Below are 13,716 nucleotides of genomic sequence, written 5' to 3' on the forward strand. Positions count from 1 at the left end.
CTCTTATTAAAATGTTTTCAACTGTCCGTAATGAGCTATGAAATGCAGCAGCTCCGCGAGAACGGGAAGAACGAACTCCGTCGGCCCCATCCGGAATATTCCGCTCCGGCTGTGCATAGTGGCGCCTTTCGTGAAGATGCGGTAACGATCTTGGCCGATGTTCATGTTCACGATCTCGTTGTTCGAGTTTCGGCTGGCCACAATCCGCACAGGCCGCCCGACCGTCTCGTAAGGGATAATGCTTACGATATCCTCGAGCTTGATATAGTAATTCACATGCGGCTTCTGGTATACCAGTTCTTTCGTTGAAACGGTGAGACCGAAATCGTTCTTCTTATGGGACAATTTCAATTCGCCTTCGAGCGACTTGAGCTGCAAGAAATCGTTATACAAACCGGTTGACTCCCTCCCTGCGGGCAAAACCGCCCGATTCTTGAAAGTCGTTCTACCGAGTGTATCACAATTCCCGCGCACGCTCCACCGTTTCAAGACCCAGGCCGGATGGGAATTACATCCATTGCTGCAGCTGCGTCTTCAATGTTTCCTTGGATACTTTCATCTTCTGGAACAACGGAGACGGCACGATGCCGTTATATTTGGAAATCTTCTTGTTGACTTCCGCCAATTCCTTGTCAATGCCGTTTGCCACCCCAAGCTCGAGCAAGTCGTCCAACTGCACGAGACGGTCGCGGATTTCGTGCTGAAGCTGCAGCCACTGCGGCAGCACGTTCGCATTTTTCAATATTCCGTATAACCCGTTCCCTGTCTGAACCTCGACCGGCTTCCCTTTACCCTTCAGGTCGTCGAAGCCGCCGGTTTTCTCGCATTCCGCGAACGCCTCGTCCAACCAATGATGCAGCTGCCGCTCGCCGACAATGGTGCGCGCCGCGTCTTCGGACACCCTCTTGTCCACATCGGGCCCCGCCGAACTCCGAAGCGCCTCCTCCAGTTTTTTCTCTTTTTCGAACCGTTCCGCTTTTTTCATCGCCACACACTCCGCTCTGAAGAAAGTAACAACCGTTCTCTCCGCATCCTTATTTTTCTAATTCCATTTTATACGAACGGCGGAGCCGGAGTTATGGCGAAACGATGAATATTGTGGCAATTGCGTGACCGGCGGCCGGATCCGGCAATTCGCTATGAACTAAACTGCGGAAGCCACTGCGCCTGTGCGTCAAACAGTTCGTCGACCATCCGGTCGATCTCGTCCAAGGAACAGACGGCTGCCGTAAGCGGATCCATCTTAATAGCCTGCTTGATTAACGACCGGTCCCGGAGAATATGGCCCTGCGCCGCCAATTCCTGGACGTTCAAGTTCGTCTGGATTAATGCTGCCAGCTGAGGAGGCAGCGCGCCGACATGGCACGGATGAATGCCGGTGCTGTCGATCAGGCAAGGCACCTCGACGCAAGCGTCATATGGCAGGTTGGTAATGACGCCGTTATTGGCGACGTTGCCGTTGATGCGGTACGGAGTGTTCGTTTCGATGCCGTGAATGATTTGCGCGCCGTATTCGTGCGACCGGCATAAGTTTATCGCCGTTTCCGGTTTGAGCTGCTCCTCGAACCAATCGAAATACTTCTTCACTTCCTCCTTGCAGTGGCGCAAATATCCGCCCGTCCGGCCGAAGTCGAACCACGCGTTGTGGTCCTTCGAGAACCGGTTGACGAGATCTTCCAGCAGCTCCGGCCGTTTCCTGAAGTACGGAACGTATTCCGAAGCGTGGCCGCTCGATTCCGTTACGAAATATCCGAAATGGCGGAACAACTCGAACCGGGTCGGTTCTTCCCCGTATACGGACGGATCGCTCATCTTCTCTCGAAGCAGCGGGTATGCGTCTTTTCCGTTCCATTCGAATTGCAGGAACCACGACATATGATTGATGCCCGCCACCCAATACTTGATTTCCTCGTAAGGCGCGCCGATGAACCGGGCAAGCATTTCGGACGTGCCTTGGACCGAATGGCACAATCCGATAGTGCGGATCGGCGAAGAAGCCTGAAGCGCGCGGCAAATGATGACCATCGGATTCGTGTATTGAAGAATAACGGCGTTCGGACTTACCTCTTCCAGCTCTTTGCAAATATCGGAAATGACCGCGAGGTGCCGCAGTCCGCGAAACACGCCTCCGGGTCCGAGCGTATCGCCAACGCACTGCTCTACTCCGTATTTGCGCGGAATTTCGATATCCAGCTCATACGCGTCCAAACCGCCGACCTGAATGGAAATGATAACGTAGTCCGCGCCGGTCAACGCCAGTCTCCTATCGGTTGTCGATTCGACCGTCATGCGCGAACCCGTCTGTTCGATCATTTTTCTCGCCAACCGGTCCACCAGTTCGAGACGCTTTTCGTCGATGTCCATAAAGCAAAAGCGCGTTTCGTCCAATTCCGGAAACGTCATTAGATCCGCAACCAAGTTGCGTGTAAATACGGCGCTTCCCGCGCCGATAAATGCCACCTTCGCCATTTCGGCATTCCTCCTTGTTATGATACAATATTGCGGTATATAATCGCACACTGCGATATCTACTTATAAGATTAAATTTGTAGTTTACCGCTTTCAATAGGAATGTTTTTCGAAGGGAGTAGTAAAAAATTGCGCAGAACCACTTACGGCTTCCGCTTCCCGGATTTTCCTCCGCATATCATGACGTTACATGGCATCGGGTGGGAAGACATTCAAGACCCGTCATATGACTGGGACGGCCTCCGGAGGGAGGATCGCGGGGCGCTGTTCCAATACACGCTTTCAGGGGAAGGACGGCTTGAAGCGAACGGCACGGTTTACACCGTCGGGAAAGACACGGGGTTTCTCTTATATTTTCCGGGCAGAAACCGGTATTATTTCGATGCGTCGTCGGAGAAGCCGTGGGAGTTTATTTGGATCATGCTGCAGGGTACGGATACCGCCGTTCATTGGGACCGATTGCTCGGAGCTTTCGGGCCGGTCGTGGAGTTGAAACCGGATGCGTCGCCGATTGCGCAGTGGCACAGGCTGTACAAGGATATTTCCGAAGGGGGCTTGCGCGATCCGTACGAGCTGTCGGTGCGCGTGTACGAGTGGCTGCTGTCGTGGGAAGGGCTGGCGGAAGGCAAGCACCGCAAGTCCGTCGTTCCGAAGCCGTACGAGGATGCCAAGCGTTATATCGACGCGGAGTTTCGCCGCCCGCTGACCTTGGAAGAAATAGCGGCGGCGGCCGGTGTTTCGAAATATCATTTTTGCAAAATGTTCCAGCGTTACTACGGGCTCCCCCCAACCCAATACGTGACGAAAAAAAGAATCGAGGCGGCCGCGCTCGACTTGCGCCGGACGGATCGTCCGGTCGCGCATGTGGCGGCCGCCTGCGGATTCGACAACGGCAGTTATTTCGGCAAAGTATTTCGCCGTATCGTGGGTGTCACTCCAATGCAATACCGGGAAGGAAAGGGTTCGCTCCCCGTCGACGAGCTCATCATCGAATAACGCTCACCTCGCGATTCAAAAAAGGGGTCAGCTTTCCTTGATAGAACAGATGAAGTCTATGGAGGGCACGGGTACATACGGTATAAAACAATTTTCGCTCTTCTTCTCTGCCGTACCGTTGTTCTCCGGCATTCCATATGACGACCGCATCGAACTCAAGGCCTTTCGCCAAATAGGACGGAAGCGCGACGACGCCGGAGACGAACGATTGGGAATGCTTCGTGATCGGTTGAATGTCCAATCGTCCGGACAGCTCGCGGACAGCGTCTTCGCATTCATATGCGGTTTTCGTAATGATCGCTAACGAGTGCATACCTTCCTTCTTGAGCGCTTGCACGACTGCCGCCGCTTTAGCGGCGAGCGATTTGCCGTCTTCAACGCATTCGATTGCCGGATGTTCTCCCTCGCGCTCGAACGGTTCGATCTCCTCGCCCCCGGGAATGATTGCGCGCGTAAATTCGACGATCGGCCTCGTAGAACGGTAGCTTCTTTGCAGCCGGATCGCGATCGTCTCTTCCGCCGGAAACAAAGCTTCGCTTGCCAAATGTCCGCGTTCGACGCCCGTTCCGTGAATCGCTTGATTCATATCCCCCAATGCGGTAATGCCGGCGTTCGGGAACAGCCTGCGTAAATACGCCCATTGGAGCGGCGTGTAGTCCTGCGCTTCATCCACGACGACGTGCCGGATCCGGTTCATGCGGGACGCCCCGTGCAGCGCTTCCAGCAGGTATAGGAGAGGTACCGCGTCCTCGTATGGAAGAGACTCTGCGCTTAATCTGCGCAGCGTGTCTTTCGCCGCCCGTTCCCACTCGGTTGACGGTTCAATTCCGGAATCCCGGCACAATTGCCGATAAAGGCCTTCTTGTTCGAACAGCTGCCTGTACGTGCCGACGATATCGACGAATCGGAAATTCTTAATATCCTCGCGCATTCCTTCGTACGCTTTCCTTGCTTTTACGCGGCTTAACCGCTTCAATTCGTCCTCCGTGCCCAAATATTTCGGTTCCTTCATCATCTTTTTATATAAGGCGACGGCGCGTTTGCGTTCCAATTCTTTCACTTCTTCAAGCAGCGTCTCCTGCATGCTTGCAAGCCGGACCGGCATTCGGCTTCCGGCATACGTTTCGTAAAACATCATTCCGAGCCTGTCTTCGCCAATAACGGTTTTGTCCTTGCGTTTCAGGGGGAGGAACCGTACGCCTCCTTTATCCAATGACGCCGCGTATCGATCCAGGACGTCGGCGAACGGTATCGACGATTTGATCCGGATGCCGGCCATCCGGTCATCGTAATCCTTATGTTGTTCCGGGGAGTACACGAACTCCAGCTGATCGTACGGATGTTCGATCCGCCGTATTCCGTCAAGCCGCTTCCGCACATAATCGAAGAACGTGGTTTGCGGAATGCGGTCTTCTCCGAGCTCCGGGAGAACATTGGAGACGTAATCGTTGAACACGTCGTTCGGTGAAAACAACACGAGCTGTTCGGGTGTCCATACGTTGCGGTACCGGTACAGCAAATAAGCGATACGCTGCAGCGCGGCGGATGTTTTCCCGCTGCCGGCCGCGCCCTGCACGAATATGAAGCGGTGCTTCGTGTCGCGTATGATTTGATTTTGTTCGCGCTGGATCGTCGTAACGATCGATTTCATCTTCGGTTCGGCATTGCGGCCGAGCATCTGCTTCAGCATATCGTCGCCGATCGTGACGCCGGTGTCGAAAACCGACAGCAGCCTTCCTCCGCGGATAACAAACTGCCTCTTCAGCGTAATTTCGCCGCGGATCGTTTCCTCCGGCGCTTCGTATTCGGCGGGACCCGGCCCGAAATCGTAATACATGCCCGCAATCGGAGCGCGCCAATCGTAGACGATGACCTCGTGCGTCGCGTCATCCGTCAGCGACATCGTGCCTATGTAAATCCGGTTCGGCGTATTTTCGCCGTCCTCCCGAAAATCGAGCCTCGCGAAGTACGGCGACGACTTCAGCCGCTCGAGCTTTTCCGCACGGCCTTGCGCCAGCCGGTAGCTTCTGGCGTGCTGAGACAGCTCTTGCGCCTGCTGCGTCAACTGCACCGCCGCTTCAAACCAATCGTCGGTATCGTATACGAGATCGTCCCATAAATCGCGTTTGCCGGAAACAAGCTCCTCCTTCCGGCCGCCGGCAGCTCCCGCCGCCTCTTCAATCTCGCGGTCGATCAGTCCCAGCACCTCATCAAGCTGCCGTTCCTCCAACCTTTGTTCTTTCGGGTCAAGACTCAAATTGCTCGCCTCCGCTAGTGAATGTACGATGATTGAATGCATAACAGTTATATTCTTCCAAAGTTGTGGCGAAACCATTATAATACGAGAAGTATGCAAACCGCTATCGAGTTGAATTCAAACATTACACGGGAGAGGTGCCTTTCACACACATGGCGAACCGGTTTTTTCTCATCCTGCTTGCAGTCGGACTGCCGTTATCGATTGCGGGCAGCGTGCTCCATTGGTCCGAGACATTGATGTTCTTGATCTATTGTCTCACCATAATCGCTTTGGCTTCCTATATGGGCCGGGCGACGGAAAGCTTGGCGATCGTTGCGGGACCGCGAATCGGCGGCTTGCTTAACGCCACGTTCGGCAACGCCGTCGAGCTGATCATCTCCATCTTTGCGCTGCAGGCGGGGCTGGTCGAGGTCGTGCTGGCCTCGCTTACCGGTTCCGTACTCGGCAACCTGCTGCTGGTCGCCGGCTTGTCGTTCTTCGTCGGCGGATTGCGGTTCAAGCGGCAGGAGTTTAACGTGTACGACGCGCGCCACAATTCCGGGCTGCTCATGTTCGCCGTCATCGTCGCGTTCGTCATCCCGGAAGTATTTTCGGTAAATATGCCGGAGGAAGAAACTTTCTCCTTGAGCCTTGGCGTATCCGGGGTTCTTATCTTGCTGTACTTGGCGGCGTTGTTTTTCCGCCTTGTGACGCATCGCGGCGTGTACGCGCATCCCGGCGACGACGAAGGCCATCATGATGAAAAGCCTGAGTGGAGCAAAGGGTTGTCCATCACTATTTTAGCGCTCGCCACGATTGCCGTCGCATACGTGTCCGAAAGCTTGGTGCATACGTTCGAAGGGGTGGCGGAACGGTTCGGATGGAGCGAGCTGTTCATCGGGGTTATCATCGTGGCGATCGTCGGCAACGCCGCGGAGCACGCATCGGCGATCATCTTCGCTTACAAAAACAAAATGAACATCGCCGTGGAAATTGCGGTCGGATCGACCCTGCAAATCGCGATGTTCGTAGCGCCCGTGCTTGTGTTCATTTCCTTGTTTTTCGACTACCGAATGCCGCTCGTCTTCTCGCTGCCCGAGCTCGTTGCGATGGCGTCGGCCGTGCTATTGACCGTCGTCATCACCAACGACGGGGACACGAACTGGTTCGAGGGGCTGACGATGTTCGGAGCCTACCTTATCATGGGCATCGGATTTTATTTGTTGTAAGGAATTCGTCATTCGGCAATCGGCGGCAATCGTCCCGCGGCATCCGGAAGGAGAGCTCTTTGCTCTCCTTTTTTGTATCGTTTACTGTACTCGGAAGGATGGCAGCCTACCGCCTCCTTAAACAATTTGGAAAAGTACCGCGTGCTGTAATATCCTACCGCTTGGGCCACCTGCTGCACCTGCATATTCGGATCGCAAAGCAGCTCCTTCGCTTTCAAGATACGGATCCGGGTCAAGTATTTCATAAAAGTCGTTCCCGTCCGCTTATGGAACAAGTAGCTCAAATAATTTTGCGTGATGTCCAGCTCCGCCGCAATTTGGCACAAGCCGATATCTTCCATGTATTTGCGTTCGATCACGGCAATCACCTGGTCCACAAGACCGGTCAGCCGGTTTTCGCCGCTCTGGTGCTCCCCTAGCATCCGTTCTCCGCACTGCTTCAACTGTTCCACGATGTCGCCGGAACCGGCGATCGCTTCTTCGGTAACCGAAACCGTGCACGCCAGGAAACGGGCGATATTGCCAATGAGCTTGGTCCGCCCTTCTCCCTTGCAAAGTGCAAGCTTCTTTTCCAAATTTGCGGCCCCGTTCTGGAACGGCAAATATAACTTCGCTTTATATGCCGCGGCCAGGTCGAGCAGCTGTTTGCCTATTTCCTTCAGCAGCTCGTCATCTGACATCGGGATAAAGTCTTTTGCCGGCCAGAGCCGGTTGATGCCGGCAACCGGCCGCAGGCAAGCAAGGTCGCGAAGCTTTTCAAGCTGCTCATATAGTGCATGGTACCCGTCGCATTGACCGGTTTCCAAAGCCGTGAATTGTACGGGGTTGCCGCCGTATTGCCGAATCAGCCGTTCCAGCTTGCCGCGAAGCCCGCCGATGCTCCCCGCCGCTTGTGCGCTTCCTCCCGGCTCGCTTGCGGCCACAACGGCAAACTCGCCGCCGGGCAGCGCCAACAAAGCCGTGTACCAGCCGCAGCGGACCAGTTCTTCCAAGCATAAGCGGACGTCCCGGCTGAATCGACGCTGCCACTCCGTCATTTGCGATGCTGTGCAGCTCCCGTCGATTAGGAACAGGCAGGCATAAAACGTACCCATTCTCATGACGCTGTCCTCTCGCTCGTGCTCCATGCCGGCAAGCCCGTGATACAGCGCAATCAAATCGTTCTCGAACTGTTTGTTCAAGAGCAGCTTGTACCGGAAGTTGTCCTTGGACACGCGGTCCAAAGCCCGCTCCAATTCCTCCGAGCGAACCGGCTTGAGCAGGTACTCCGAAGCCCCGAGCTGTATCGCCTTCTGTGCGTATGCGAAATCCGAAAATCCGCTAAGAATAATCCAGCGGGTGGCAGGGGACACGTTCCGGGCGACGGCCGCCTGAATCGCTTCCAGCCCGTCCATGCGCGGCATGCGGATGTCGACAATGGCGATGACCGGCTTATGCTCTTCGACAAGCTGCAGCAGTTGTTCGCCGTTGACCGCCTCGCCCGCAACCTCCCAAGGAACCGGCATTCCTTCAATCATCTGGACCAGATTCAGGCGGGACAAGCGTTCATCGTCTGCCAGCACGATTTTCATGCTTTCACATCCTTTATCGGAATATCAATCGTCACCAAGGTCCCGGAGCCGGGAACGGAGTCGATCGTGAACGAAGCGTTCTCGTAAGCCAGCTTCAATCTTTCCCTGACATTCGTCAGACCGACATTTCCTCCGGGCCGCCCGGTATCGGAAAATCCCACACCGTCATCCGCAATCCGAACTCTCAGCCGACGGCCGCCTGCATGCTCCTCCAGCCGTGCGGAAACTTCAAGACATCCCGGACCGTCCTTCGGTTCAATACCATGAATAATTGCGTTTTCAACAAGCGGCTGCAGGAGCAGCTTCGGAATGGCTATGTTCTCCGCTTCTTTCTGCGCGTTGATCGTCACCTGCAACCGCTCCTCGAAACGAATCCGCTGCAGCTCGCAATAGCGGGCAAGAAAATCGAATTCTTCGCGCACGGTCGTCCATTCGCTGTGTCCGAGCGTATACCGGAGCATATCGCTCAGCGAGAAGATGGCCTGTTCAAGCCTGTCCGCTTGCCCGAGGCGGTTCAAAGCGACAAACCCGTTCAACGTGTTGTACAGGAAATGCGGCTGGATCTGCGACTGAAGCGCCCGGTATTCGGCATCCCTCTTGTTCAGGACCGCAATGTATTCCCTGTCGATCAACTCGCTCAGCCGTTCGACCATCGTGTTGAGCGCTTGTCCGAGCTGCGCCACTTCATCCTTGCCGCGGACGGACAGCCTTCCGTGAAGATCGCCTTTTTGCACCTTCTTCATCAACTGGATCATTCGCTTGAACGGGCTGATCATCCAACGGGAGAGCGTAAAATATAGCAGCAGTACGACAATAATTCCCCCGAGCGCGAACGTATAGCAAGCGGCGTAAATCCAACGAACCTGCGACTTGATGTCGTCGGTAGACAGCAGGACGGCAATGATCCAATTGGACCGGTCCAACGTCTCGGCAACGACAGCATACGTGTCGTTGTCGCCGTTCACCGTCCCGCCGCTTGCCGTGAGCTGATCCAACGTTTCCGATGAAATCGGGCGGTTTGCATAAACCAGCTTCCGGTTTTCGTCCAGAATGACCACTTTGGACCGGACGTTAAACCGTATTTCCCGAATAATGCGCTCCAGCACGATCGTGTCCGCATCCGCCATCATGACGGCCAGCGGCTTGCCCGAATCCGGATCCTTGATGAGCCTCGCGACGGAGAACGCTTCTTTCCCTGTTGACAAAGGGAAGTAATCTTGGGAATGCGTGCCGACGAACGCGACTTTGCCGTCCGCTTCAACCGCCTTCTTGTACCATGGCTGCTTTGCATACGGGTAGTCCTTTACCGGATCGAGAATGCCTTCGGGCGTCACGATATACACTGAACCGTCGAACGGCAGCAGCACCGTGCCCATGATGTCCCTGCGGACATTTTTCGTCTGATAAGGCAGTGTGAATGTGAGCGATTTCTCGTTAAGCATCTTTTGGTACGGTTCGAGATCCTTATACCGGTCGCTCGCCTTCAGCTTCAACGCTTCCATCACGTCGGGATGAAAATAAGGCGTGATCGTCAGCCGCTCCAGATCGTCCAAATACATCTCGATGTTTTGCGCAGCCACGGCCAGCGTCCCCATGGCGATGTCCGTCATTTGTTTTTTCATGGAATGATGATAAAAAGTCGGCACTGCAACGATAATGACGGACACCGGTATTAGGATTGTCGTCAAAAACAGCAGCGACAGCTTGCTTCTCAGTCTCATAAGGCCCCCCTATTATCAAGAACAGCTGCTGGAGAAAGCGTTTACTTTAATCATATCTGCTGTTCCTCGGGATGAAAACAGGAAATGCCTAGAACGCCGCAAGGACGCTATAGGCATATTTGGGAACCTCCGGACCTACCCTTTGACCGCTCCGGACGACAATCCGTGGATGAAATATTTCTGAAGAAACAAATACACTGCAGCGACAGGAACCGCTCCCATCAGCGAACCGGCAGCCACCCAGCCGATATTGTTGTTGTATTGGCCGAAGAAGGCCGACAGCGCCACGGTGATTGTGCGCGCATCCGGCTGCTGCAGGAAGAATACGGAAAACTGATAGTCGTTCCAGATGCCTACGCCGGTCAATATAATAACGGTCGCCGTAATCGGCTTCAAGAGCGGCATGATGATCGAGAAGAACATCCTCAGCCTTCCCGATCCGTCGATCATGGCCGCTTCGTCCAGCTCCTTCGGAATTGTGTCGATAAAGCCCGTGTATAAAAAAATCGTCACCGGCAAATTAAACGTCACATGAAGCAAAATGATGCCCCAATACGAATTCATCCCGCCCAGATCGACCATAAACTTGTAGAGCGGCACAAGTATAGTGAGCGGCGGCACGATCATCGCGGATACGAACAGCGCATAGATGAACTTGTTTAAACCTGTCTTAAATCTCGCCAACGGATAAGCGGCGATCGAACCGACGGCGACGACAAGAACAATAGCACCTGCGGTAATCGCGATATTATTTGCAAACGCCGTGCCGAGATGGGCTTCGTGCCAAGCGTTCGTAAAATTGTCTACATACAAGTATCCCGGCATAATCCACTTGGAGCTCGGATCGTCGACCGCTTTGAAGGACGAAGTGAGCAGGACGTAAAAAGGGAGCACGTGAATCAAACAAATAAGCAGCGATATGCACATTTTCAGCGCGTTGTTCCTTTTCATTGCCCTACCTCCCTGCGCCTCAGAATGAATAGGATGGATATGCTGATGACGGTAATGATCACAAACATCAGATTGCCCATGGATGCGGCATATCCGGCATCCTGGCGGGCAAAATACAGCTGGTACATCAAGGTCGACAACGAAGCCGACGCGTAGCCCGGTCCACCGTTCGTCATCGCGGTGACGACGTCGAACAATTTCAATCCGCCGATCAAATTCAATACGACGGCAACCGTCACCGAAGGAGCAAGCAGCGGCCAGGTCACATGAAAAAATTTGGCGAACCCGTTGGCGCCGTCAATGGTAGCCGCTTCGTAATAATCTTTTGGAATCACCTGCAGGCCGGCAAGATAAATGACCATGGCAATGCCGAGAAACTGGTACGTATTTACAAATGTAATGATCCAGACGTTAATGCCCGGATCTCCGAGCAGGTTGACCGGATCGTTTTGAAACAGCAAAATGATGTCGTTTAACGCCCCGCCGCGGTATTGGAAGAAGAAGTACCAAATGTACCCCATAATGAGCGGGCTGATGATGACCGGCAAATAGATGATCGTCCGGGCCAACCCTCGGGTGCGGATGCTTTGGTTCAGGAACAAGGCGTAAGCGAGTCCGACGATATTTTGAAACAACGTGCTGCCCACGCCGTAAATCAACGTGTTCTTGATGACGTTGGCGATATCCGGATCGGTCAGCATCCGCTTGTAATTGCCCGCCCCGATCCAACGGTATTCCTGAGAATAGCCGTCCCAGTTCGTGAACGAAATTTCAATCCCTCTGGCAAACGGGTAAAAAATAAAGACGGCGAACAAAACCAACGCGGGCACATACAACAAATTAAGCCAAGCGGGCGAATTCAGGATGCTGCCGATTCGCCTCGCTGCCGGTTCCGCATGCCTCCGCTCGATTTGTGTTTGCATAGCGTCCTGTCAGCCCCTTTCTTCCGTAAACAGGAGATGGGGAGTCTCCCTCCCCATCTCCTCCTTCACCGTTTATTTATTGCTGAGACGTTCCGCTTCCGACTTCATTTTTTCCGAATACTGCTCCGGCGTTACCTGCCCGCCTAACAACGCGCTGCCGGTTTTGCACATGACGTCCCACATGCCGCTCGGCAGGTACACCCGGTCGAAATAAGGGAATACGCGGATATCTGCATATTTCTCGTAATATTCGGTGAACTCGTGGCTTGCTTTAATATTTTTCAGTCCCGGCGGAAGCTTCGTCACGTTGGCGATCTTCTCGATATTTTCCGGTTTGGCGAAATAAGCGATAAACTTCTTGGCTTCCTCCAGGTGCTTGCTGTCCTTCCACGCGCCGAACGTATACCGTTCCCCGCCGGAGAAGTTCGGTTCGTCCCCCTCTACCATGGAAGGTACCGGCATAAATCCGATTTTCAAATCCGGGTTGATCTTGTGCACTTCATCCGCGAAGGACGGTCCGAGCAGCGTGAACGCGACTTTGCCGTCGGCGAATTGCTGCGGCAAATCGCTGTACTTGGCCGTCAGCACATCTTTGTTGATATACCCTTTGTTGTACATTTCCAGAAACTTCTCCGGCAGCGGCGTCCACTTGCTCCAGTCGAACGTCTTGTTCAGCAAGTTATCGGCTTCGTTTTGCGCCGGGCTGATCAGCAGCGAAGTGGCGAAATAGTCGAAAAATTGGCCGATCATCCAGTCGTCGATGCCCGAGAAGAAGAACGGGGTCACCTCTCCGCCGCTTTCCGTTTTGATTTTTTCCGCGGCGGCCATCAATTCGTCAAACGTCTTAGGCGGTTCGATGTTGTACTTCTTCAACAAGTCGACGTTGTACGTCAATCCGTCCTTCGCTTCGCTCATGACGAGCGCATGGACTTTCCCGTCCTTATCCGTGACGACATCCTTAATCGTGTCCGTCTGATCCGCCACCCACGCTTCATCCCTCAAATCCGCCAAATACTTGCCGTATCGCATGACGGCCCAGCCGTGCGTATCGAAGACGTCCGGCAAATCGTTGGCTGCCATCTTAACCTTCATAATATTTTCATATTCCGAGCCCGGGAATTGAAGATCCACTGCGATATTCGGATTTTCTTTGGTAAAGTCGGCGGCAATTTGCTTGAACACCTCTTGCACGGGCTTATCGTTCGTCGTGCTGTATACGGTCAATTTCACTTTGGCTCCGTCGCCGCCGATCGTTTCCTTCGAAGCCGAATCGCTGGGCGCCGTCGTTTCCCCTGCCGGAGCGGCAGAATTTCCCGTTCGTTGGGAACAACCGATGAGAAGCATGGAAAACATGAGAAGCACACTCAGAGTTAATAGAACGATTCTTTTCACCTGACTCTTCCCCCTCTTCATTTTTCGCCGGCTTCACCCGGCAATCTTGTATGAACACCTCCAATATAGCAGGAATGATTACGCTTACAAATGTAACATTTCTACAATTCATGTATCCATTTTTCAATAGCGCAGAATAAAGGGAGCCGGCGGCTCCCGGATTTGGCGCAAAAAAAAGTAGGATTTTCTCGGGACTGATGAGATCGCCAAGAAAGGAATCCTACT

The 13,716-nt window shown here is 53.9% G+C and carries 11 protein-coding genes; 2 read left to right on the forward strand and 9 right to left on the reverse strand.

The features are described 5' to 3' along the window. Window positions 1–6 precede the first annotated feature (6 nt). The 3 genes from JET16_RS04005 to melA all read right to left on the reverse strand — a co-directional run bounded on the left by JET16_RS04005 (window position 7) and on the right by melA (window position 2,469). Entirely contained in the window at window positions 7–393 is a 387-nt protein-coding gene (locus tag JET16_RS04005) for a hypothetical protein (protein ID WP_199614352.1), read from the reverse strand. 115 nt (window positions 394–508) lie between these two features. Then, complete coding sequence (locus JET16_RS04010) at window positions 509–985, reverse strand: DnaJ family domain-containing protein (RefSeq protein WP_199614353.1); 477 nt, start codon at window positions 983–985, stop codon at window positions 509–511. A gap of 152 nt (window positions 986–1,137) precedes the next feature. Next, on the reverse strand, window positions 1,138–2,469 hold the full coding sequence (melA, locus tag JET16_RS04015) for an alpha-glucosidase/alpha-galactosidase (RefSeq protein ID WP_199614354.1): 1,332 nt from the start codon (window positions 2,467–2,469) through the stop codon (window positions 1,138–1,140). A gap of 129 nt (window positions 2,470–2,598) precedes the next feature. On the opposite strand from melA, the gene JET16_RS04020 reads away from it, so the two are divergent. Further along, window positions 2,599–3,465, forward strand: coding sequence for a helix-turn-helix transcriptional regulator (locus JET16_RS04020; protein WP_199614355.1), 867 nt, complete (start codon window positions 2,599–2,601; stop codon window positions 3,463–3,465). On the opposite strand, the gene helD is transcribed toward JET16_RS04020, so the two are convergent. Then, window positions 3,455–5,722: an RNA polymerase recycling motor HelD gene (gene helD, locus JET16_RS04025; protein ID WP_199614356.1), complete on the reverse strand. Its 2,268-nt coding sequence runs from the start codon at window positions 5,720–5,722 to the stop codon at window positions 3,455–3,457. The two genes, JET16_RS04020 and helD, sit on opposite strands and share 11 nt — an antisense overlap. A gap of 152 nt (window positions 5,723–5,874) precedes the next feature. Between helD and cax the strand changes: the two genes are divergently transcribed. Further along, entirely contained in the window at window positions 5,875–6,933 is a 1,059-nt protein-coding gene (gene cax, locus JET16_RS04030) for a calcium/proton exchanger (RefSeq protein WP_199614357.1), read from the forward strand. Between the two features lie 8 nt (window positions 6,934–6,941). Here cax and JET16_RS04035 read toward each other — a convergent pair whose 3' ends face one another. The 5 genes from JET16_RS04035 to JET16_RS04055 all read right to left on the reverse strand — a co-directional run bounded on the left by JET16_RS04035 (window position 6,942) and on the right by JET16_RS04055 (window position 13,491). Next, window positions 6,942–8,504: a response regulator transcription factor gene (locus JET16_RS04035; protein ID WP_199614358.1), complete on the reverse strand. Its 1,563-nt coding sequence runs from the start codon at window positions 8,502–8,504 to the stop codon at window positions 6,942–6,944. Continuing rightward, window positions 8,501–10,225: a cache domain-containing sensor histidine kinase gene (locus tag JET16_RS04040; RefSeq protein WP_199614359.1), complete on the reverse strand. Its 1,725-nt coding sequence runs from the start codon at window positions 10,223–10,225 to the stop codon at window positions 8,501–8,503. The genes JET16_RS04035 and JET16_RS04040 overlap by 4 nt, the downstream gene beginning before the upstream one ends. A 135-nt stretch (window positions 10,226–10,360) precedes the next feature. After that, a complete protein-coding gene (locus JET16_RS04045) occupies window positions 10,361–11,176 on the reverse strand; it encodes a carbohydrate ABC transporter permease (protein WP_199614360.1) in 816 nt (271 codons plus the stop codon). Further along, window positions 11,173–12,099: a carbohydrate ABC transporter permease gene (locus JET16_RS04050; RefSeq protein WP_199614361.1), complete on the reverse strand. Its 927-nt coding sequence runs from the start codon at window positions 12,097–12,099 to the stop codon at window positions 11,173–11,175. Before JET16_RS04050 ends, JET16_RS04045 begins: the two co-directional genes overlap by 4 nt. 72 nt (window positions 12,100–12,171) lie before the next feature. Then, a complete protein-coding gene (locus JET16_RS04055; RefSeq protein ID WP_325176612.1) occupies window positions 12,172–13,491 on the reverse strand; it encodes an ABC transporter substrate-binding protein in 1,320 nt (439 codons plus the stop codon). Window positions 13,492–13,716 lie beyond the last annotated feature (225 nt).

Source organism: Paenibacillus alkalitolerans (genome assembly GCF_016482785.1).
Classification (GTDB): Bacteria; Bacillota; Bacilli; order Paenibacillales; family YIM-B00363; genus Paenibacillus_AE; species Paenibacillus_AE alkalitolerans.